Raw genomic sequence first — 20,306 nt, forward strand, 5'->3', positions numbered from 1 at the left:
CACGGGGAAGGTTCCGAGCAGCGGAACTTAGGGTCACCTTATCTGCGTCTCGGGGGTGCTCACGGCCGGGCCGGTTCCCTCCGGCGGAAGCCGGGTGGCAGGATTCGACGCATGTCAGACCAGCTCCTCCCGCCCTCCGGCGGGCCCGCCGCGCCCTACGACGCCCTCCTGCTGCTCTCCTTCGGCGGCCCCGAGGGACCCGACGACGTCGTGCCGTTCCTGGAGAACGTCACGCGCGGGCGCGGTATCCCGCGCGAGCGGCTCAAGGAGGTCGGACAGCACTACTTCGGCTTCGGCGGGGTCAGCCCGATCAACGCGCAGAACCGGGAACTGCTGGACGTGCTCCGCAAGGACTTCGCCGAGCACGGGCTGGACCTGCCGGTCTACTGGGGCAACCGGAACTGGGCCCCCTACCTGACCGACGTGATGCGGGAGATGGCCGCCGACGGGCGCCGCCGGATCGCGGTGCTCGCGACCAGCGCCTACGCCTCGTACTCGGGCTGCCGCCAGTACCGCGAGAACCTTGCCGACGCGCTGGCCGCGCTCGCCGAGGAGGGGGTCGCGGAGCTGCCGCAGGTGGACAAGCTGCGGCACTACTTCAACCACCCCGGCTTCGTACAGCCCATGATCGACGGGGTGCTGGCCTCGCTGGAATCGCTGCCGCGGGAGGTGCGTGCCGGAGCGCACCTCGTCTTCACCACGCACTCCATCCCGAACGCCGCCGCCGACACCTCGGGGCCGGTCGAGGAGCACGGCGAGGGCGGGGCGTACGTCAGGCAGCACCTGGACGTCGCCAAGGTGATCGCGGACGCGGTGCGGGCGGAGACCGGTACGGAGCTGCCCTGGGAGCTCGTCTACCAGTCCCGCAGCGGCGCCCCGCACATCCCGTGGCTCGAGCCGGACATCTGCGACCACCTGGAGGCCCTGCATGCGGCCGGGGCCCCGGCGGCGGTGATGGTGCCGATCGGCTTCGTCTCGGACCACATGGAGGTCCTGTACGACCTCGACACCGAGGCGACGGCCAAGGCTGCCGAGCTGGGCCTGCCGATCGCCCGGTCGGCGACGGTCGGTGCCGACCCCCGGTTCGCCGCGGCGGTACGGGAACTCGTGCTGGAGCGGGCCGCGGCCGAACGCGGCGAGCCCGTCGAGCGGTGCGCGCTCGGGCTGCTGGGCGCGAGCCATGACCTGTGCGCGGTGGGCTGCTGCCCGGCGCGCGCGCCCCGGCCGGCGGCCGCGGGCGTGGACAGTCCTTACGCGTAGGAAGCGGGACCGTGATCACCGAGATGTCCGAGGACCTGAAGGCCGAACTGCTGGACGTGGCCCTGGAGGCCGCCCGGCAGGCGGGAGCCCTGCTGCGGGACGGCCGGCCGGCCGACCTCGCGGTGGCCGCCACCAAGAGCAGCCCGATCGACGTGGTGACCGAGATGGACATCGCCGCGGAGAAGCTGATCACCGGCATCCTCGCGGAGCGGCGGCCCGAGGACGGGCTGCTGGGCGAGGAGGGCGCCGACAGCCCGGGCACCAGCGGGGTGCGGTGGGTGGTCGATCCGCTGGACGGCACCGTGAACTACCTCTACGGGCTGCCGAGCTGGGGGGTGTCCATCGCGGCCGAGTACCGGGGCGAGACGGTGGTGGGGGTCGTGGCGGCGCCGATGCGCCGGGAGACGTACCACGCCGTGCTCGGGGGCGGGGCCTGGCTGGGGACGGCCCGGCTCGCCTGCCGGGCGGCGGCGCCGCTGGACCAGGCGCTGGTCGGGACCGGCTTCGCGTACGTCCAGGCCCGGCGGGCCCGTCAGGCCGATGTCGCGCAGCGGATCATTCCGCTGGTGCGGGACATCCGGCGGGGCGGGTCGGCGGCGCTGGACCTGTGCGACGTGGCCGCCGGGCGGCTGGACGCGTTCTACGAGCGCGGGCTGAACCCGTGGGACCTGGCGGCCGGTGAGCTGATCGCCCGGGAGGCGGGGGCCCTGACGGGCGGGCGGCCGGGGCTGCCGGCTTCGGGGGAGCTGGCCCTTGCCGGCACGCCGGCCGTGTTCGCCTCTCTGCAGCCGCTGCTGGACGAGGCCGGGGCCTGGCACGACTGACCCTGCGGGCCGGCTTCCTGGGGCTCCGCCCCAGACCCCGCGCCTCAAACGCCGGCGGGGCTGGATGGTGCGGCGCCGTTGCCGGGGGCTCCGCCCCCAGACCCTCCCCCAGACTCCGTCCGGGGGGACCCCCAGCGCCTCAAACGCCGGCGAGGCCGAGAGGCCCGCCGGGGCTGTCAGTGGCATGACGGAACCCCGGTCGCCCGCAGGGGCGGCCGGGGTTCGGTGTGCAGTGGGTGGTGTCGGGTCAGGCAGCCGGAACGGACACGGGTACCCCGTGCTCGGCGGCGAGGCGCTGGAGGTCTTCCAGCTCCGCCTGTTCCACTTCCGCGAGGAAGTCGTCGCCCGACTCGCGGGCGTGCATGAGGTCCGACTGCGTGGCCCTGATGCGCTGCAGGAGACCCGCGGTGAATGCGTCCATGGTGGGTTCGCCCCCTCTTCGTGGGTCGGCGGCGGCACGTGGCAGACCGCCGTCAGGGAGTGGATGGGGTGTCCTCACGTCCTCCCCGGCACCCTGGGCCCAGAAACCTCGCAAGGCCGGGGAATCCTCACTTCCGTCCCGCCCACCCCGTGCGAGCGGCGTCTTACAGCCGGTTTACGGCCGAAACGGGCAGGATGGACGACGCAACAGACGTGTGCCCTGACGGGCTCAAAGGAAGGAAACGACGTGCGCGTACTCGTCGTCGAGGACGAGCAGCTGCTCGCCGATGCGGTGGCCACCGGACTGCGCCGGGAGGCCATGGCGGTGGACGTCGTGTACGACGGCGCGGCCGCCCTGGAGCGCGTCGGGGTGAACGACTACGACGTGGTCGTCCTCGACCGGGACCTGCCGCTCGTGCACGGTGACGACGTCTGCCGGAAGATCGTCGAGCTCGGCATGCCCACCCGGGTGCTGATGCTGACCGCCTCCGGTGACGTCAGCGACCGCGTGGAGGGCCTGGAACTGGGGGCGGACGACTACCTGCCCAAGCCCTTCGCCTTCACCGAGCTGACCGCCCGCGTGCGGGCGCTCGGGCGGCGCACCACCGTCGCGCTGCCGCCCGTACTGGAGCGGGCCGGCATCAAGCTGGACCCGAACCGGCGCGAGGTGTTCCGCGAGGGCAAGGAGGTGCAGCTGGCGCCCAAGGAGTTCGCGGTGCTGGAGGTGCTCATGCGCAGCGAGGGGACCGTCGTCTCCGCCGAGCAGCTGTTGGAGAAGGCATGGGACGAGAACACCGATCCCTTCACGAACGTGGTGCGGGTGACGGTCATGACCCTGCGGCGCAAGCTGGGGGAGCCGCCGGTCATCGTGACCGTGCCCGGCTCCGGGTACCGGATCTGACGCGGGTGGCAACGACTCCGGTGCCACCGGCGGCGCCACCGAAACCGACCTGGGACCCCGGCCAGCCCGAGGGTCCTTTCCCTTGGCTGCGGCCGACCATCCGGATACGCCTCACGCTGCTGTACGGCGGGATGTTCCTGATCGCGGGGATCCTGCTGCTGTCGATCATCTACCTGCTGGCGGCGCAGGCGCTGCGGGAGGGCAACGCCCTCCAGTACGAGATCGTCGCCGGGGACAACATCAAGGTCACCAGCCCTTCGTGCCCCGGTGTGACGGCCATCAACCAGTCGATCCCCCAGTTCAACGCGGCGATCAACGAGTGCGTCCTGCAGCAGCGCAGGCACTCGCTGGACGACCTGCTGAGCCGGTCGCTGATGGCCCTGCTGGGCCTGAGCATCATCGCCTTCGCCTTCGGCTACGCGATGGCCGGCCGGGTGCTCTCCCCGCTGGGGAAGATCACCCGGACCGCCCGCCGGGTGGTCGGCTCCGACCTGACCCGGCGGATCGAGCTGGACGGGCCGGACGACGAGCTCAAGGAGCTCGCCGACACCTTCGACGAGATGCTCGACCGGCTGGAGCGGGCCTTCACGGCCCAGCAGCGGTTCGTCGCGAACGCCTCGCACGAGCTGCGGACACCGCTCGCGATCAACCGGACCCTGCTGGAGGTGCACCTCTCCGATCCGGGAGCGCCGGTCGAGCTCCAGCAGCTCGGGAAGACCCTGCTGGCCACCAACGAGCGCAGCGAGCAGCTGGTCGAGGGCCTGCTGCTGCTGGCCCGCAGCGACAACCAGATCATCGAGCGCAAGCCCGTGGACCTGGCGGAGGTCGCCTCGCGCGCCGTCGACCAGGCGCGGGCCGAGGCCGAGGCGAAGGGCGTGGAGATCCGCGGCGAGCGGGGCCTCGCCGTCGTCCAGGGCAACGGCGTGCTGCTGGAGCGGATCGCCCTCAACCTGGTGCAGAACGCCGTCCGGTACAACGTGCCGGAGGGCGGCTGGGTGGAGGTCACCACCGAGGTCCAGCACGGTCAGGCGGTCCTCCTGGTGTCGAACACGGGTCCCGTGGTTCCCGCGTACGAGGTGGACAACCTCTTCGAGCCCTTCAGGCGGCTGCGTACGGAGCGAACGGGCAGCGACAAGGGTGTCGGGCTCGGCCTCTCCATCGCGCGCTCCGTGGCCCGCGCACACGGCGGCAGGATCCAGGCGATCCCCCGGGAAGGCGGTGGCCTCGTGATGCGTGTCACTCTTCCCTTGTGAGATCCACGCCCTGTGTTCGCTCTTGGCTGAATGCTTGGCATATGAAGACGGTCGGGCCTGTGTGATCGATCACAGAGCCGAGTGTCGGCACATGTGCGTTCAGTGACCCTGGGGCGGCCGGAACGCCCGGGAAGTCCGGGTTTCCGGCCCCCCTGATGGCGGGAAATACACGGGGTGGCGTTTGTGCAAGACGGCCCCCGGACCGTGTACGGTCCCGGTCGTCATCCCAGCCAATCGCTCCTTCAGGTGTGCGGCTGGGTGTCGATTGAGTAACAGACCTTGATGTGAGGCAAAATCTCCGCCTCAGGTCGGGCACAAGTCCGGCCTCTCGCGCGTTACGTGCGCTGAGACACCGCTAACACCCAGAGGGGGAGAGCGAACAATGGCAACGGACTACGACACCCCACGCAAGACGGACGACGACGTCGACAACGACAGCATTGAAGAGCTGAAGGCCCGACGTAACGAGAAGTCCACTTCGTCCGCGGACATGGACGAATTCGACTCGGTCGAGAGCATGGAGCTTCCGGGCGCGGACCTCTCCAACGAGGAACTCGCCGTCCGGGTCCTGCCCAAGCAGGCCGATGAGTTCACCTGCATGAGCTGCTTCCTGGTGCACCACCGCAGCCAGCTGGCACGCGAGAAGAACGGTCAGCCGATCTGTCGCGACTGCGACTGAGAGGCGTCGGCCGTGGCTGGCTCGACACCTTTCCGGAAGCGTCGCTTCCGGACATCGGGTGACCCGGCGGAGACGCAGGCGGGAACCACGGACCCGGAGACGGGTCCTGGAGCCCCCGGCGGCCCCGCCATCGAGGAGAGTGCCGTGCCCTCCACAGAAGTCGACGAGGTGTCCCGGCAGCGGTCCGGGACTCGTCGGCTGCAAGCCGTCAGGAACGGTGTACGCAAGGGCGGCGGAAGTGTCAGGGACGCCGCCCTCTACATCACCGACAGGATCATCGAGAACGCACCGCGCGTTCCGGTTCGGGACCTCGCGACGCTGCGCGCGCAGTTCCCGGGCCTCAACCCCGATCAGCTCGCGAACAAGCTGATCGCAGGCGCCGCCAATGCCACGTCCGCCGTCGGTGCGGGCATCGGAGCGGCGGCCATGCTGCCCGTCCCGCCCGCGATGCCGGCGGAGCTGGCCGCGGAGATCACCGGGGTCGCGGCGATCGAGCTGAAGCTCATCGCCGAGCTCCACGAGGTCTACGGACTGCGCCCGCCCGGAACCCTCCGGGAGCGCAGCGTCTCTTACCTCACCGCGTGGACCGAGGAACGCGGGGTGGACCTGACCAAGCCGACGACGCTGAACGCGGCGCTCGGCGGTCAGATGAAGCGCGAATTGCGCCAGCAGATCATGAAGCGGATGTTCCGCAACCTGCCCAACCTGATGCCGTTCATGGTGGGCGCGGCCGTCGGGGCGGTCATGAACCGCCGGGACACCCGGAAACTCGCCGAGAAGGTGCGTGGTGACCTGCGGGGGCGCGCCGTGGCGTGGGATGCCCTGCACGCGTTGCCGCGCCTTGAGCAGCCCTCCCAGCCCCTTCCCGAGGCCACCAGGGCCGCCCTTGAGGGGCCGGATACCCAAGCGCACGGCTGAGGCCTCCCCCGGCTACCGCTGGGAGGTGCCCCCAGCGGGGGCTCCGCCCCCGAGCCCCCGCGCCTCAAACGCCGGCGGGGCTGTCCTTCCCGGCGGGGGTGTTCTTCGCGGTGCGGATCGCCGCGGCCAGGGCTTCCGGTTCGCGGGTGGAGACGTACACGTACGGGGTCGGGTCCGACGGGTCGGTGACCTCGACGCGGACCGCCGTCGGGACGTAGCTGCGCAGCAGCATGAAGGCGCGGGTGTCGGCCTTGTACGTGCGCCAGGCGCGCGACTCCTCGGCGTCCAGGACCTCGGGCTCTCCCAGGGCCGCCACCGGGATCCGGGCGTCGCCGACCGCCAGTGCGCCGTTCACCACGCGCACGCGCGCGGAGCCGTACGAGCTCACCAGCAGCCCCGACAGCGCGGAGCCGCCGACCAGGCCGGCCAGCGCCGGCAGCGCGCCCAGCGGCAGCAGCATCAGCGCGCACGCGAGACCGATCAGTACGGCGATGCCCCACCAGGAGCGGGGGGCGGTCAGGCGTTCGTCGTGGTGCGCGGGGGAGAGCTGCATGCGGTCAAGCCTGCCACGAGGCGACCGGCGGGTAGCCGCGCGGGTAAGGTCTGCGCCTGTGAGTGGACGAAACACAGCGTTGACGCCCCCGGCCGATGCCACCGCGCCGGTCCGGCACCCCGATGCCCCGGCACCCGGCGAGCTCCTCGGTGCGCACTACGAGCACTGCGTGGGCTGTGGCGAGGGTCAGGCGCACGGACTCCACCTGGAGGCCCGGGCGGGCGAGGGTGTGCGCGTCACCGCCGAGTTCACCGTCAAGCCGGCGCACCAGGGTGCACCCGGCCTCGCGCACGGCGGCGTGCTGGCCACCGCGCTCGACGAGACGCTCGGCTCGCTGAACTGGCTGCTGCGCGTCATCGCCGTGACGGGACGGCTGGAGACCGAGTTCCTGCGCCCCGTCCCCGTGGACACCGTGCTGCACCTGGAGGCCGAGGTCACCGCCGTCGCCGGGCGCAAGATCTACTCCACCGCCGTCGGCCGCATAGGCGGGCCCGAGGGCCCCATCGCCGTGCGCGCGGACGCGCTCTTCATCGAGGTGAAGGTCGACCACTTCATCGACAACGGTCGGCCCGAGGAGATCCGGGCGGCGATGGCCGACCCGGACCAGGTCAGGCGCGCACGCGCCTTCGAGGTGAACCCCTGATGGCTCTGAACAACCAAGTGCCCGTCGACGTGCTGATCAAGCGGATCGACCCCGAGGTGCCCGTCCCCGCCTACGGTCACCCCGGCGACGCCGGCTGCGACCTGGTCACCACGCAGGCCGCCGAGCTGGAGCCCGGCGAGCGCGCCGTGCTGCCCACCGGCGTGTCCATCGCGCTGCCCGACGGGTACGCCGCCTTCGTGCACCCGCGGTCGGGCCTGGCCGCCCGCTGCGGGCTCGCGCTCGTGAATGCCCCGGGGACGGTGGATGCCGGGTACCGTGGGGAGATCAAGGTGATCGTGGTCAATCTCGACCCACGCGAGAGCGTCCGGTTCGAGCGTTTCGACCGCATTGCCCAGCTGGTTGTCCAGCGGGTCGAGAAGGTGCGCTTCCACGAGGTGGCGGAACTTCCCGGCTCGGCCCGGGCCGAGGGGGGTTTCGGCTCCACCGGCGGTCATGCGGCCGTGGCCGGATCAGGCGCTGGTCAACAGGGTGGGAATGGCTACGCTTCGGTCGTAACCGACCGGGAAGGACAGTGACGTGTTCGGACGTCGCAAGAAGAACGACTCCGCCAAGGACGGCGGCGCGGCCGAGCAGGTCGTCGACGGTGTCGGCACGGACGAGCTCGACGATGCCGCCGAGGAGCAGCCGCGCCGCGTGAACCTGCCGCCGGCCCCGCGGCCCGACGGCCCCTGGGACGTCTCCGAGGTGCCCGGCAATCCGGCCGACGGCCGGGTCGACCTGGGCGGCATCCTCGTACCGGGTGTCGAGGGCATGGAGCTGCGCGTCGAGGTCGCCGGTGACGCGATCGTCGCCGCGACCGTGGTGCTCGGGGACAGCGCCGTGCAGCTGCAGGCCTTCGCCGCCCCCCGCAAGGAGGGCATCTGGGGCGAGGTCCGCGAGGAGATCGCCTCGGGCATCACCCAGCAGGGCGGCATCATCGACGAGGCCGAGGGTCCGCTGGGCTGGGAGCTGCGGGCACAGGTGCCCGTACAGCTTCCGGACGGGCAGACCGGCGCGCAGCTGGTCCGCTTCGTCGGCGTCGACGGTCCGCGCTGGTTCCTGCGCGGGGTCATCTCCGGCCAGGGCGCGGTGCGCCCCGAGTCGGCGGGTCTCCTGGAGCAGATCTTCCGCGACACCGTCGTGGTCCGCGGCGACGGCCCGATGGCCCCCCGCGACCCGATCGTCCTGAAGCTGCCGAACGACGCCCAGATGGTGCCGGACGGCGTGCAGACGGAGGAGCAGGAAGGCTCCCGCTTCGGCGGCGGCATGGGCCAGCTGGAGCGCGGCCCGGAGATCACCGAGGTCCGCTGACCCCGGGTCGGCCCCCTCGCGCGGGGGCAGGCGCATGTTTTCGGCCGGTGGGCCCCACTCCTTCGGGGTGGGGCCCACCGGCTTTCGCGCGCCGCGTCAGGGATGCGTCAGGGATGTCCGTGCGGGCCCGCATCGGTGCGTGGACCGGGCGGGCGTCCCCGAGAATGGGCGCATGGGACGCGGCAAGCTAAGGATCTATCTCGGCGCGGCACCCGGTGTGGGCAAGACCTACGCGATGCTCTCCGAGGGGCACCGCAGGGTGGAGCGGGGCGCCGACTGCGTCGTCGGCTTCGTCGAGCACCACGGGCGGCCGCGCACCGAGGTCATGCTGCACGGCCTGGAGCAGGTGGGGCGCCGGGAGCTGACGTACCGCGGCGCGGCCTTCACCGAGATGGACGTGGACGCGGTCCTCGCCCGCCGGCCCGCGATCGCGCTCGTCGACGAGCTCGCGCACACCAACGTGCCCGGCTCGCGCAACGCCAAGCGCTGGCAGGACGTGGAGGAGCTGCTCCGGGCCGGCATCGACGTCGTGTCCACCGTGAACATCCAGCACCTGGAGTCGCTCGGCGACGTGGTCGAGTCGATCACCGGGGTGCGGCAGCGGGAGACCGTGCCCGACGAGGTGGTGCGGCGGGCCGACCAGATCGAGCTGGTCGACATGTCCCCGCAGGCGCTGCGCCGGCGGATGGCGCACGGGAACATCTACACGTCCGACAAGGTCGACGCGGCCCTGTCCAACTACTTCCGCCCGGGCAACCTCACCGCCCTGCGCGAGCTCGCGCTGCTGTGGGTGGCCGACCGCGCGGACGAGTACCTCCAGCAGTACCGCGGCGAGCACGACATCCGCTCCACCTGGCAGGCGCGGGAGCGGATCGTCGTGGGGCTCACCGGCGGGCCGGAGGGGCGCACGCTCATCCGGCGCGCCTCCCGGATGGCGGCCAAGGGCTCGGGCAGCGAGATCCTGGCCGTGTACATCGCGCGCAGCGACGGCCTGACCGCGGCCTCGCCGAAGGAGCTCGCGATCCAGCGGACCCTGGTCGAGGACCTGGGAGGAACGTTTCACCATGTGATCGGCGACAACGTCCCCGACGCCCTGCTGGAGTTCGCGCGCGGGGTCAACGCCACCCAGATCGTGCTCGGCTCCAGCCGCCGCAAGGCCTGGCAGTACGTCTTCGGCCCCGGGGTCGGCGCGACCGTGGCCCGCGACTCCGGGCCCGACCTCGACGTCCACATCGTCACGCACGAGGAGGTCGCCCGCGGGCGCGGCCTGCCCGTGGTCCGCTCGGCGGCCCGGCTCGGGCGGCCCCGCATCGTGGCCGGCTGGCTCGTGGGCGTGGTCTTCCCGATGCTGCTGTGCCTGCTGCTCACGCACATCGAAGCGGACCCCGGCCTCGCCAACGACATGCTGCTCTTCCTGGCGCTGACCGTGGCGGCCGCGCTGCTCGGCGGGCTCTGGCCCGCCCTGGCCTCCGCGGCCTTCGGCTCACTGCTGCTGAACTACTTCTTCGCCCCGCCCCTGCACCGGTTCACCGTCTCCGACCCCAAGAACATCGTCGCCATCGCGATCTTCTTCTGGGTCGCCGTCTCCGTGGCCTCGGTGGTGGACCTGGCCGCCCGGCGCACCCACCAGGCCGCGCGGCTGCGCGCCGAGTCCGAGATCCTCTCCTTCCTGGCGGGCAGCGTGCTGCGCGGGGAGACCACGCTGGACGCGCTGCTGGAGCGGGTGCGCGAGACCTTCGCCATGGAGTCCGTGGCCCTGCTGGAGCGCGCGAGCGACGTCGAGCCGTGGAAGCCGGCGGGCAGCGTCGGCCCCCGGCCCGTCGACCGGCCCGAGGACGCCGACGTGGACATGCCGATCGGCGACCACATGGCGCTCGCCCTCTCCGGGCGGGTGCTGCCCGCGGAGGACCGCCGGGTGCTCGGCGCCTTCGCCGCCCAGGCCGCCGTGGTCCTGGACCGGCAGCGGCTGGTCGGGGAGGCCGAGGAGGCCCGCCGGATGGCCGAGGGCAACCGGATCCGGACCGCGCTGCTGGCCGCCGTCAGCCATGACCTCCGTACGCCGCTGGCCTCCATCAAGGCCTCCGTCAGCTCCCTGCGCTCCGACGACGTGGACTGGTCCGAGGAGGACCGGGCCGAGCTGCTCGAAGGCATCGAGGACGGCGCCGACCGCCTCGACCACCTGGTGGGCAACCTGCTGGACATGTCCCGGCTCCAGACCGGCACCGTCACCCCGCTGATCCGCGAGATCGACCTCGACGAGGTGATCCCGATGGCGCTGGGCGGCGTACCGGAGAACAGCGTGACCATGGACGTGCCCGAGTCGCTGCCGATGGTGTCGGTGGACCCGGGGCTGCTGGAGCGGACCGTGGCCAACGTGGTGGAGAACGCCGTCAAGTACAGCCCGCTCGGGGAGCGGGTGCTGGTCGCGGCCAGCTTCCTCGGCGACCGCGTCGAGGTGCGGGTCGTCGACCGCGGGCCGGGCGTGCCCGACGAGGCCAAGGAGCGGATCTTCGCCCCCTTCCAGCGGCACGGCGACGCGCCGCGCGGAGCCGGGGTGGGCCTCGGGCTCGCGGTGGCCCGCGGCTTCGCCGAGGCCATGGACGGCACCCTGGCCGCCGAGGACACCCCCGGCGGAGGTCTGACCATGGTCCTCACGCTGCGCGCGGCGGCCCGGGGCGGGGCGCCGCCCCCCGTCACGGTGGACGGCGAAGGCCGCGGCACCGCCGGTACCGGCCCCGTAGATTTCGATCTCGACCAGAAGACGCGACAGAAGGCAGGACCTCAATGACCCGGGTGCTCGTGGTGGAAGACGAGCCGCAGATCGTCCGAGCCCTCGTGATCAATCTGAAGGCACGCAAGTACGAGGTCGACGCGGCCGCCGACGGAGCGGGCGCCCTGGAGCTGGCCGCCGCCCGCCACCCCGACGTCGTCGTCCTGGACCTGGGCCTCCCCGACATGGACGGGATCGAGGTGATCAAGGGCCTGCGCGGCTGGACCCGCGTGCCGATCCTGGTCCTCTCCGCCCGGCACACCTCCGACGAGAAGGTCGAGGCCCTGGACGCGGGCGCCGACGACTACGTCACCAAGCCCTTCGGCATGGACGAGCTGCTGGCCCGGCTGCGCGCCGCCGTCCGCCGCGCCGAGCCGGCCGCCGGCTCGGGCGAGGGCGAGGTGATCGTGGAGACCGAGGACTTCTCGGTGGACCTGGCCGCCAAGAAGGCCGTACGCGAGGGGCGCGACGTACGGCTCACGCCCACCGAATGGCACCTCCTGGAGGTCCTGGTCCGCAACGGCGGCAAGCTGGTCAGCCAGAAGCAGCTGCTCCAGGAGGTGTGGGGGCCCTCGTACGGCACCGAGACCAATTACCTGCGGGTCTACATGGCGCAGCTGCGCCGCAAGCTGGAGGCGGACCCCTCGCATCCGCGGCACTTCATCACCGAACCGGGCATGGGATACCGCTTCGAGAGGTAGCGGGCGCGCCGGTACGCTTCCTGTTATGAGTGCTGAACCGCGTCCCGAGAAGCCCGCGAAGCCGGCCCGGCCGGCGGGCCGGTTCCGCCGGATGATTGAGCGGCTGTCCACCTCTCAGGAGGAGCTGCATTCGGCGGAGCTGCAGGAGGACGCAGAAGCCGCGGGGTGCACGCGGATCTGCGACTGCCACGACCGCCAGATAGTCAAGGTGACCGGGACCCTGCGTACCGTGACCCTGCGGCCGCGGGCGGGCGTACCCGCTCTGGAGGCGGAGCTGTTCGACGGCTCCGCCGCGCTGGACGTGGTCTGGCTCGGGCGTCGCTCGATCGTGGGAATCGAACCCGGTCGCCGCATGATCGCCTCCGGGCGGATCTCCATGACCCACGGCCGTCGGGTGCTCTTCAACCCGAAGTACGAACTCCGCCCGCTCGGACAGGAGCACTGACCGGTGACGTCATTCGACAAACCGACCACCCCGCACGACCCCGCCGCGGGTCCCTCCGAGGACCAGAAGGCGGTGACGCAGGCGGCGCTGTTCGATGCCTTCGGGGGCGTCCGGGGCACCGTGGAGACGATGCTCCCCGGGCTGCTCTTCGTCATGATCTACACGATCAACAAGAACGTGCAGATGTCCGCCATCGCGGCGGGCGCGGTCGCGATCCTGCTGGTGATCGTGCGGCTGCTGCGCAGGGACACGGTGAAGCACGCCTTCAGCGGGGTCTTCGGCGTGGGCGTGGGCGTGGCCTTCGCCCTCTTCACGGGCACCGCCAAGGGGTTCTACCTGCCGGGCATGATCTACGGCGCCGGCCTGGGCGTGGCCTTCACGGTCTCGGCGCTGGTGGGCTTCCCGCTGCTGGGCGTGATCCTGGGGCCGGTGTTCAAGGAGAACCTGTCCTGGCGGACGCGCAATCCCGGGCGCAAGAAGGCCTACACCAAGGCCAGCCTGGCCTGGGGGATCATCTTCCTCGCGAAGTACGCGATCCTCTTCCCGCTGTACTGGTGGGGCGACGACACGCAGCTGGGCTGGGTGCTGATCGCGCTGAAGCTGCCGCCGATGGTGCTGGCGGTGTACTTCACGTGGGTGTTCCTGGCGAAGGCGCCGCCGCCGATCGATGTGATCGCGGAGTGGGAGGCCAAGGAGGCCGCCGAGGCTGCCGCCTCCGGGGAGCGGAAGGCCTGACCTCGGAGTGACGGAGGGGCGGGGGTGACCGGCTGGTCACCCCCGCCCCTCGCGTTGTGCGGGTGCGGCGCCGCCGCTGGGGCTCCGCCCCAGACCCCGCGCCTCAAACGCCGGCGGGGCTGAACCCCTACCGACGGGCCTGGAGGAGGTCCTCCAGTTGTTCCTCGCGGGCCTGGGCGGCCACGAAGAGGAGCTCGTCGCCCGGCTCCAGGGTTTCCTCCGCGTGCGGGGTGAGGACCCGGTTGCCGCGGATGATGGTGACCAGGGAGGTGTCCTCGGGCCAGGTGATCTCGCTGATCTGGGTGCCCGCGACCGAGGAGTCGGCCGGGAGCGTCAGCTCGACCAGGTTGGCGTCGCCGTGGCTGAAGCGCAGCAGCCGGACCAGGTCGCCGACGCTGACGGCCTCCTCGACCAGGGCCGACATCAGGCGCGGCGTGGAGACCGCGACGTCGACGCCCCAGGACTCGTTGAAGAGCCACTCGTTCTTCGGGTTGTTGACGCGGGCCACCACGCGCGGGACCCCGTACTCGGTCTTGGCCAGCAGGGAGACGACCAGGTTGACCTTGTCGTCGCCGGTGGCCGCGATGACCACGTTGCAGCGCTGCAGCGCCGCCTCGTCCAGCGAGGTGATCTCGCAGGCGTCGGCCAGCAGCCACTCGGCCTGCGGCACCCGCTCCACCGAGATGGCGGTCGGGGCCTTGTCGACCAGGAGCACCTCGTGGCCGTTCTCGAGCAGTTCGCCCGCGATGGAACGTCCCACCGCGCCTGCCCCGGCGATCGCGACCCTCATGCGTGTGCCTCCTCAGGCCCCTCGGCGAAGGCCGCCTCTACCTTGTCGATCTCGTCCGTGCGCATCATCACGTGGACGAGGTCGCCCTCCTGGAGGACCGTCGCCGACGTGGGCAGCGTGGCCTCGCCCAGGCGGGTGAGGAACGCGACGCGCACCCCCGTCTCCTCCTGCAGCTGGCTGACCTTGTGGCCGATCCAGGCGGCGGAGGCGTGCACCTCGGCGAGCTGGACGCCGCCGCTCGGGTCGCGCCACAGCGGCTCGGCGCCCGAGGGCAGCAGCCGGCGCAGCATCTGGTCGGCGGTCCAGCGCACGGTGGCGACCGTCGGGATGCCGAGGCGCTGGTAGACCTCGGCGCGCTTGGGGTCGTAGATGCGGGCGGCGACGTTCTCGACTCCGAACATCTCGCGGGCCACGCGGGCGGCGATGATGTTGGAATTGTCACCACTGCTGACGGCGGCGAAGGCGCCCGCGTCCTCGATTCCGGCTTCCCGGAGGGTGTCCTGGTCGAAGCCGACCCCGGTGACGCGGCGACCGCCGAATCCGGCTCCCAGCCGGCGGAATGCGGTGGGGTCCTGGTCGACGACGGCGACTGTATGCCCCTGCTGTTCCAGGGTCTGGGCGAGGGCGGAGCCCACTCTTCCGCAGCCCATGATGACGATGTGCACGGCCGTCCTTCCGGCTGTCAGCGCTCGCTGGTTCCCAGCCTCATTGCATGCTCTGGCTTAACAGGGTCTCAGACCATGGCCCAAGCTACACACGGGCGGTCACCAGTGTGACCTCTTGTGCTGCACTCGGGGTCCAGTCGGGGTCTAGTCGGGGAGGAATTGCGGCGGGATTGCAGTGTGAAGGGGTGGGGGGTTCGTCAGCCTCATTTCGAACGCTTACGATCCTCTGCGTGTCCAAACTGACCGACGTGCCCAAACGGATCCTGATCGGCCGGGCGCTGCGCAGCGACCGCCTCGGAGAAACACTCCTCCCCAAGCGGATCGCCCTTCCCGTCTTCGCCTCCGACCCGCTCTCCTCCGTGGCATATGCCCCTGGCGAGGTCCTGCTGGTCCTGTCGATCGCGGGTGTGTCGGCGTACCACTTCAGCCCCTGGATCGCCCTCGCGGTCGTCGTGCTGATGTTCACCGTGGTCGCCTCCTACCGGCAGAACGTCCACGCCTACCCGAGCGGCGGCGGTGACTACGAGGTCGCCAACACCAACCTCGGGCCCAAGGCCGGTCTCACCGTGGCGAGCGCCCTGCTCGTCGACTACGTCCTGACCGTCGCCGTCTCGATCTCCTCCGGAGTCGAGAACCTCGGCTCGGCGGTGGACTTCGTCGTGGAGCACAAGGTGCTCTCGGCCATCGCCATGATCCTTCTCCTGACGCTGATGAATCTGCGCGGCGTGAAGGAGTCCGGAAAGCTCTTCGCCATTCCAACGTACGTGTTCGTCGCGGGCGTGTTCATCATGATCGCCTGGGGTGCCTGGCGGGGAATCGTCCTCGACGACACCATGAAGGCCCCCACGGCCGATTTGGAGATCAAGGCCGAGCACCAGGGCCTGGCCGGCTTCGCGCTGGTCTTCCTGCTGCTCAGGGCGTTCTCCTCGGGCTGTGCCGCACTCACCGGCGTCGAGGCGATCAGCAACGGCGTCCCGGCGTTCCGCAAGCCCAAGAGCAAGAACGCGGCGACCACCCTCGCCCTCATGGGCGGCCTGGCCGTCACCATGTTCTGCGGGATCATCGGCCTGGCCATGGCCACCAACGTGCGGATGGCCGAGAAGCCGGCCACCGACCTGCTGCAGGACGGCACCCCGGTCGGTGCCGGATACGTCCAGAACCCGGTGATCTCGCAGGTGGCCGAGGCCGTCTTCGGCAACGGCAGCTTCCTCTTCGTGGTCCTGGCGACCGCCACCGCACTCGTGCTGTTCCTGGCCGCCAACACGGCGTACAACGGCTTCCCGCTGCTCGGCTCGATCCTCGCCCAGGACCGCTACCTGCCGCGCCAGCTGCACACCCGCGGCGACCGGCTCGCCTTCTCCAACGGCATCGTGCTGCTGGCGGGCGCGGCCATCCTGCTGGTCTGGATCTACGACGCGGACTCGACCAAGCTGATCCAGCTCTACATCGTCGGCGTGTTCGTCTCCTTCACCCTGAGCCAGATCGGCATGGTCCGGCACTGGAACCGGCACCTGAAGGCCGAGCGGGACCCGGCGGTGCGCCGCAAGATGATCCGCTCCCGGGCGATCAACACCTTCGGCGCCTTCTTCACCGGCCTGGTCCTGGTCGTCGTCCTCGCCACCAAGTTCACGCACGGCGCGTGGGTCGCCCTGCTCGGCATGGTGATCTTCTACGGAACGATGAGCGCGATCCGGAAGCACTACGACCGGGTCGCCTCCGAGATCGCCGCCGCCGAGGGCCCCTCCGAGGACAGCATCCGGCCCTCGCGGGTCCACTCCATCGTCCTGGTGTCCAAGGTCCACAAGCCCACCCTGCGGGCCCTGGCCTTCGCCAAGCTGACCCGCTCGGACACCCTGGAGGCGCTGAGCATCAGCGTCGACCCGGTCGAGACCAAGGCCCTGAGGGACGAGTGGGAGCGGCGCGGGATCAACGTTCCGCTCAAGATCCTCGACTCGCCGTACCGCGAGATCACCCGCCCGGTGGTGGAGTACGTCAAGGGCCTGCGCAGCGAGAACCCGCGCGACGCGGTCAGCGTCTACATCCCCGAGTACGTCGTCGGACGCTGGTACGAGCACGTCCTGCACAACCAGAGCGCGCTGCGGCTCAAGGGCCGGCTGCTCTTCACGCCCGGTGTGATGGTCACCTCGGTGCCCTACCAGCTGGAGTCCTCGGAGATCGCGAAGAAGCGGGCCAAGAAGCGCCAGGAGTGGAACGCCCCGGGCGCGGTGCGCCGCGGTCCGGTGAACACCCCGCGCCCCCCGAAGGACCCCGCGGCCAAGGGCTGAGCCGCTTGGTGAACGGCCGGACGAGATCCACGTAAACTGGTGGGTCGGTCGTCCGGCCGTCCCCTTTTCTCTCCCATTTCATCTGGAGTCTCCCCACCATGACCGAGCAGAACGAGAAGCAGTCACTGGTCGGGGAGGAGTACGAGGTCGAGGTCGGCCCCGTCGCACACGGCGGGCACTGCATCGCCCGCACCGCCGACGGCCGGGTCCTGTTCGTCCGCCACACCCTGCCCGGCGAGAAGGTCGTCGCCAAGGTCACGGAGGGCGAGATCGACTCCCGCTTCCTGCGCGCCGACGCGATCACGGTCCTGGAGGCCTCCAAGGACCGCGTGCCGGCCCCCTGCCCGTACGCCGGTCCCGGCAAGTGCGGCGGCTGCGACTGGCAGCACGCCAAGCCCGGTGCCCAGCGCCGGCTCAAGGGCGAGGTCGTCGCCGAGCAGCTGAAGCGGCTCGCCGGGCTCACCCCGGAGGAGGCCGGCTGGGACGGCACCGTCATGCCGGCCGAGGGCGACAAGCTGCCGGCGGGCGAGGTTCCGCAGTGGCGCACCCGGGTCCAGTTCGCCATCGACGAGGACGGCCGCGTCGGCCTGCGCAAGCACCGCTCGCACGACATCGAGCTGATCGACCACTGCATGATCGCCGCTCCCGGCGTCTCCGAACTGGGCATCGAGCAGCAGGACTGGCCCCAGATGGCCACCGTCGAGGCCATCGCCGCCTCCGGCTCGGGCGACCGCCAGGTCGTCCTGACCCCGCGTCCCGGCGGCCGCCTCCCGCTCGTGGAGCTCGACAAGCCGGTCTCGGTCCTCCGAGTCGAGGAGAAGGACGGCGGCGTCCACCGCGTCCACGGCCGGCCCTTCGTCCGCGAGCGCGCGGACGGCCGTACGTACCGCGTCGGCATGGGCGGCTTCTGGCAGGTCCACCCGCAGGCCGCCGACACCCTGATCAAGGCCGTCATGCAGGGCCTGATGCCGCGCAAGGGCGAGATGGCCCTCGACCTCTACTGCGGCGTCGGCATCTTCGCGGGCGCACTGGCGGAGCGCCTCGGCGACACGGGCGCGGTGCTCGGCATCGAGACGACGAAGCGCGCCGTGGAGGACGCCCGCCACAACCTGGCGGACTTCCCCCGGGTCCGCATCGAGCAGGGCAAGGTCGAGCAGATCCTCCCGAAGACCGGCATCACCGAGTGCGACCTGGTCGTCCTGGACCCGCCCCGCGCGGGCGCCGGCAAGCAGACGGTCCGCCACATCGCGGGCCTCTCCGCCCGCCGCATCGCGTACGTCGCCTGCGACCCGGCGGCCCTCGCCCGCGACCTGGGCTACTTCAAGGAGAACGGCTACAAGGTCCGCACGCTGCGCGTCTTCGACCTGTTCCCGATGACGCACCACGTGGAGTGCGTGGCGATCCTGGAGCCTGTCGAAAAGGGTCGCTGACCTGTGAGTTCGACGAGTGTGCGTTAGGTGCGCCACGTGCGTTGCAGGCGATGTCTTGACGCCTGTTCGACGCACGTGACGCACGTTTGACGCACGACTGACGCGGTTTCCGGCGTGACGTCATTCGGGGTTGGCCGCCTGGGGACGGAGGCCCGGGCGGCACGCTCCCGCACCCAGGCCGGCGTTTACGCCGATCTCCTCGGCGATGGATGGCCGGCGGGCCGTGCTTCCTGAAGCAGCCATCTAGGGGATGAGGACGACCTTGCCGAGGTTGCGGCGCTGCTCGATGAGGGTGTGGGCTCGGGCCGCTTCACCGAGGGGGATCTCCTCGTGTACGGCGGTGCGCAGGGTGCCCGCGTCGCGCATCTGCCAGAGCTCGCGAAGCCAGCGGTCGTAGAGTTCAGGTTTGCCGACGGCGATGGCCCGCATCTGGAAGCCGATCATCGAGGCGCCGCGGACCAGGAGTTCGTACGCCTCCACCGTGCCGCCGCCGGAGCTGAAGGCCACCAGCCGGCCACCCGTCGCCAGAGCCCGCACGGCCGGGCCCAGCAGGTCGCCGCCGACGCCGTCGAGAATCACGTCGTACGGGGCGCCCCAGTCGACGTCCTCGTACAGGACGACCTCGTCGGCGCCCAGCCCTCGGACGAAGTCGGCCTTGTCGGCGCTGCTGACGGCGGTGACGACGCGTGCTGCCCCACCGGCCTTCGCGTACTGGAGGGCGAGCGTGCCCACTGCGCCGGCCGCCGCCGTGACCAGCACCGACTCGCCGGGCTCCATGCGCGCGGCCTCGTAGGCACCGCGCGCCACCAGCCCGCTGCGGACCAGCGCGACCGCCTCCACGGCACTCGCACCGGTCGGGATCCGGGAAGTCATGGCGGTGGTCAAGACCGCGAACTCGGCGTAGGCATCGGCGAAGCACAGCCCGGTGACGCGATCTCCGACGCCGAAGGCAGTGACGCCCGCACCCGCGGCGACGATCTCCCCGGCGACCTCGCCGCCGAACGAGATCGGCTCGCTGCCTTCCCGCACCTTGCGCACGGTGGGCAGGGTCACCCCGGCGGCCTCGACCCGGATCAGCACCTCCCCGGCTCCCGCCTCGGGTCGGTCGACCTCCTCGGCGAACAGCACCTCGGGTCCACCGTTGACCTCATGGCGGATGCGCAGCACAGGACCTCCCCGATTTATTTTATTGGGCATCCCAACGATAGGCAGAAAGTCGTGGGGGAGTCCAATGAATTTTGGTTAGGCTGACTGCATGACCTCAGCCCTTCAGCACATCCAGTCCCTGCCGACCTGGCTCGTCGGCCGCGTCGCGGCGCGCGGCCGGGGCCTGGTTTCCGACGCGATCGCGGGGGAGGGGCTCAAGCTCATGCACCACGCGGTGCTGGCCGCGACCGCCGAGTACGGCCCCGTCGCCCAGGCCGACCTGGGTCGCAGACTCGCCGTCGACCCCAAGGACATGGTCGGCATCCTCAACCACCTCCAGGAGGCGGGCCTCGTCCTGCGCACCCCGGACCCCGCCGATCGCCGCAAGAACGCCGTCACCGTCACGCCGGAGGGCGCGGCCCTCCTCGGCCGCTGCGCGGCTCTCGCCGAAGCCGCCAACGCCGAGCTGCTGTCACCACTCAACCCGGATGAGCAGAACCAGCTGATGGCCCTGTTGACTCGGCTCCACGAAGCACGGACATCTGCGAGCCCATGAGGAGCTCCCCGAAAGCGGATC

Annotated in this window: 21 protein-coding genes; 16 read left to right on the top strand and 5 right to left on the bottom strand. The window is 71.1% G+C overall.

The features are described 5' to 3' along the window. Nucleotides 1-111 precede the first annotated feature (111 nt). Both ACFWBN_RS09850 and ACFWBN_RS09855 read left to right on the top strand, forming a co-directional pair. Nucleotides 112-1,260, top strand: a complete 1,149-nt coding sequence (locus tag ACFWBN_RS09850) for a ferrochelatase (protein ID WP_385173321.1) — start codon at nt 112-114, stop codon at nt 1,258-1,260. Nucleotides 1,261-1,283: 23 nt separating this feature from the next. Further along, nucleotides 1,284-2,084, top strand: coding sequence for an inositol monophosphatase family protein (locus tag ACFWBN_RS09855; protein WP_385173495.1), 801 nt, complete (start codon nt 1,284-1,286; stop codon nt 2,082-2,084). Between the two features lie 247 nt (nt 2,085-2,331). Here ACFWBN_RS09855 and ACFWBN_RS09860 read toward each other — a convergent pair whose 3' ends face one another. Next, nucleotides 2,332-2,505: a hypothetical protein gene (locus ACFWBN_RS09860; RefSeq protein WP_385173323.1), complete on the bottom strand. Its 174-nt coding sequence runs from the start codon at nt 2,503-2,505 to the stop codon at nt 2,332-2,334. 246 nt (nt 2,506-2,751) lie between these two features. Between ACFWBN_RS09860 and ACFWBN_RS09865 the strand changes: the two genes are divergently transcribed. From ACFWBN_RS09865 to ACFWBN_RS09880, 4 genes are all read left to right on the top strand, one after another. Next, a complete protein-coding gene (locus tag ACFWBN_RS09865) occupies nt 2,752-3,405 on the top strand; it encodes a response regulator transcription factor (RefSeq protein WP_030008767.1) in 654 nt (217 codons plus the stop codon). Nucleotides 3,406-3,410: 5 nt separating this feature from the next. Beyond that, nucleotides 3,411-4,658: a sensor histidine kinase gene (locus tag ACFWBN_RS09870; RefSeq protein ID WP_385173328.1), complete on the top strand. Its 1,248-nt coding sequence runs from the start codon at nt 3,411-3,413 to the stop codon at nt 4,656-4,658. A 382-nt stretch (nt 4,659-5,040) separates the two neighbouring features. After that, nucleotides 5,041-5,337: a DUF4193 domain-containing protein gene (locus ACFWBN_RS09875; protein ID WP_030008769.1), complete on the top strand. Its 297-nt coding sequence runs from the start codon at nt 5,041-5,043 to the stop codon at nt 5,335-5,337. Nucleotides 5,338-5,349: 12 nt separating this feature from the next. Then, nucleotides 5,350-6,255 carry a hypothetical protein gene (locus ACFWBN_RS09880; protein WP_385173332.1) on the top strand — a complete coding sequence of 302 codons (906 nt, stop codon included), beginning with the start codon at nt 5,350-5,352 and terminating at the stop codon, nt 6,253-6,255. 64 nt (nt 6,256-6,319) lie between these two features. On the opposite strand, the gene ACFWBN_RS09885 is transcribed toward ACFWBN_RS09880, so the two are convergent. Continuing rightward, complete coding sequence (locus ACFWBN_RS09885; RefSeq protein WP_385173335.1) at nt 6,320-6,808, bottom strand: DUF3093 domain-containing protein; 489 nt, start codon at nt 6,806-6,808, stop codon at nt 6,320-6,322. Nucleotides 6,809-6,866: 58 nt separating this feature from the next. On the opposite strand from ACFWBN_RS09885, the gene ACFWBN_RS09890 reads away from it, so the two are divergent. The 7 genes from ACFWBN_RS09890 (at nt 6,867) to ACFWBN_RS09920 (ending at nt 13,413) form a co-directional block, all read left to right on the top strand. Further along, nucleotides 6,867-7,451, top strand: a complete 585-nt coding sequence (locus tag ACFWBN_RS09890; protein ID WP_385173338.1) for a PaaI family thioesterase — start codon at nt 6,867-6,869, stop codon at nt 7,449-7,451. Continuing rightward, nucleotides 7,451-7,987: a dUTP diphosphatase gene (dut, locus tag ACFWBN_RS09895; protein ID WP_385173341.1), complete on the top strand. Its 537-nt coding sequence runs from the start codon at nt 7,451-7,453 to the stop codon at nt 7,985-7,987. Before ACFWBN_RS09890 ends, dut begins: the two co-directional genes overlap by 1 nt. 1 nt (nt 7,988) lies before the next feature. Further along, a complete protein-coding gene (locus ACFWBN_RS09900) occupies nt 7,989-8,762 on the top strand; it encodes a DUF3710 domain-containing protein (protein WP_385173344.1) in 774 nt (257 codons plus the stop codon). A gap of 172 nt (nt 8,763-8,934) precedes the next feature. Continuing rightward, the gene (locus ACFWBN_RS09905) at nt 8,935-11,550 is read left to right on the top strand and encodes a DUF4118 domain-containing protein (protein ID WP_385173347.1); all 2,616 of its coding nucleotides are present in this window, start codon (nt 8,935-8,937) and stop codon (nt 11,548-11,550) included. Further along, entirely contained in the window at nt 11,547-12,233 is a 687-nt protein-coding gene (locus ACFWBN_RS09910; protein WP_385173350.1) for a response regulator, read from the top strand. The genes ACFWBN_RS09905 and ACFWBN_RS09910 overlap by 4 nt, the downstream gene beginning before the upstream one ends. A 25-nt stretch (nt 12,234-12,258) precedes the next feature. Beyond that, entirely contained in the window at nt 12,259-12,678 is a 420-nt protein-coding gene (locus ACFWBN_RS09915; protein WP_078626234.1) for an OB-fold nucleic acid binding domain-containing protein, read from the top strand. Between the two features lie 3 nt (nt 12,679-12,681). Beyond that, nucleotides 12,682-13,413: a DUF3159 domain-containing protein gene (locus ACFWBN_RS09920; protein ID WP_385173353.1), complete on the top strand. Its 732-nt coding sequence runs from the start codon at nt 12,682-12,684 to the stop codon at nt 13,411-13,413. Between the two features lie 127 nt (nt 13,414-13,540). On the opposite strand, the gene ACFWBN_RS09925 is transcribed toward ACFWBN_RS09920, so the two are convergent. Together ACFWBN_RS09925 and ACFWBN_RS09930 are read right to left on the bottom strand one after the other, a co-directional pair. Then, the gene (locus tag ACFWBN_RS09925; RefSeq protein WP_328928088.1) at nt 13,541-14,203 is read right to left on the bottom strand and encodes a TrkA family potassium uptake protein; all 663 of its coding nucleotides are present in this window, start codon (nt 14,201-14,203) and stop codon (nt 13,541-13,543) included. Continuing rightward, a complete protein-coding gene (locus tag ACFWBN_RS09930) occupies nt 14,200-14,868 on the bottom strand; it encodes a potassium channel family protein (RefSeq protein WP_385173357.1) in 669 nt (222 codons plus the stop codon). Before ACFWBN_RS09930 ends, ACFWBN_RS09925 begins: the two co-directional genes overlap by 4 nt. A 230-nt stretch (nt 14,869-15,098) precedes the next feature. On the opposite strand from ACFWBN_RS09930, the gene ACFWBN_RS09935 reads away from it, so the two are divergent. Both ACFWBN_RS09935 and ACFWBN_RS09940 read left to right on the top strand, forming a co-directional pair. Further along, complete coding sequence (locus ACFWBN_RS09935) at nt 15,099-17,153, top strand: APC family permease (RefSeq protein WP_385173360.1); 2,055 nt, start codon at nt 15,099-15,101, stop codon at nt 17,151-17,153. Nucleotides 17,154-17,251: 98 nt separating this feature from the next. After that, nucleotides 17,252-18,583, top strand: coding sequence for a class I SAM-dependent RNA methyltransferase (locus ACFWBN_RS09940; RefSeq protein ID WP_385173363.1), 1,332 nt, complete (start codon nt 17,252-17,254; stop codon nt 18,581-18,583). Between the two features lie 243 nt (nt 18,584-18,826). Here the strand turns inward: ACFWBN_RS09940 and ACFWBN_RS09945 are convergent, their stop codons facing one another. Then, nucleotides 18,827-19,750, bottom strand: coding sequence for a zinc-binding alcohol dehydrogenase family protein (locus ACFWBN_RS09945; RefSeq protein WP_385173366.1), 924 nt, complete (start codon nt 19,748-19,750; stop codon nt 18,827-18,829). Nucleotides 19,751-19,838: 88 nt separating this feature from the next. On the opposite strand from ACFWBN_RS09945, the gene ACFWBN_RS09950 reads away from it, so the two are divergent. After that, entirely contained in the window at nt 19,839-20,285 is a 447-nt protein-coding gene (locus tag ACFWBN_RS09950; RefSeq protein WP_385173369.1) for a MarR family winged helix-turn-helix transcriptional regulator, read from the top strand. Nucleotides 20,286-20,306: the final 21 nt, after the last annotated feature.

The organism is Streptomyces sp. NPDC059989, from assembly GCF_042736975.1.
In the GTDB taxonomy this organism is placed as follows: Bacteria; Actinomycetota; Actinomycetes; order Streptomycetales; family Streptomycetaceae; genus Streptomyces.

Excerpts from the sequence above, each read along its gene's own strand:
- ACFWBN_RS09950 (WP_385173369.1), top strand. The coding sequence starts at position 19,839 with ATGACCTCAGCCCTTCAGCACATCCAGTCCCTGCCGACCTGGCTCGTC.
- ACFWBN_RS09915 (WP_078626234.1), top strand. The coding sequence starts at position 12,259 with ATGAGTGCTGAACCGCGTCCCGAGAAGCCCGCGAAGCCGGCCCGGCCG.
- dut (WP_385173341.1), top strand. The coding sequence starts at position 7,451 with ATGGCTCTGAACAACCAAGTGCCCGTCGACGTGCTGATCAAGCGGATC.
- ACFWBN_RS09855 (WP_385173495.1), top strand. The coding sequence starts at position 1,284 with ATGTCCGAGGACCTGAAGGCCGAACTGCTGGACGTGGCCCTGGAGGCC.
- ACFWBN_RS09850 (WP_385173321.1), top strand. The coding sequence starts at position 112 with ATGTCAGACCAGCTCCTCCCGCCCTCCGGCGGGCCCGCCGCGCCCTAC.
- ACFWBN_RS09905 (WP_385173347.1), top strand. The coding sequence starts at position 8,935 with ATGGGACGCGGCAAGCTAAGGATCTATCTCGGCGCGGCACCCGGTGTG.
- ACFWBN_RS09885 (WP_385173335.1), bottom strand. The coding sequence starts at position 6,808 with ATGCAGCTCTCCCCCGCGCACCACGACGAACGCCTGACCGCCCCCCGC.
- ACFWBN_RS09860 (WP_385173323.1), bottom strand. The coding sequence starts at position 2,505 with ATGGACGCATTCACCGCGGGTCTCCTGCAGCGCATCAGGGCCACGCAG.
- ACFWBN_RS09940 (WP_385173363.1), top strand. The coding sequence starts at position 17,252 with ATGACCGAGCAGAACGAGAAGCAGTCACTGGTCGGGGAGGAGTACGAG.
- ACFWBN_RS09925 (WP_328928088.1), bottom strand. The coding sequence starts at position 14,203 with ATGAGGGTCGCGATCGCCGGGGCAGGCGCGGTGGGACGTTCCATCGCG.
- ACFWBN_RS09910 (WP_385173350.1), top strand. The coding sequence starts at position 11,547 with ATGACCCGGGTGCTCGTGGTGGAAGACGAGCCGCAGATCGTCCGAGCC.
- ACFWBN_RS09875 (WP_030008769.1), top strand. The coding sequence starts at position 5,041 with ATGGCAACGGACTACGACACCCCACGCAAGACGGACGACGACGTCGAC.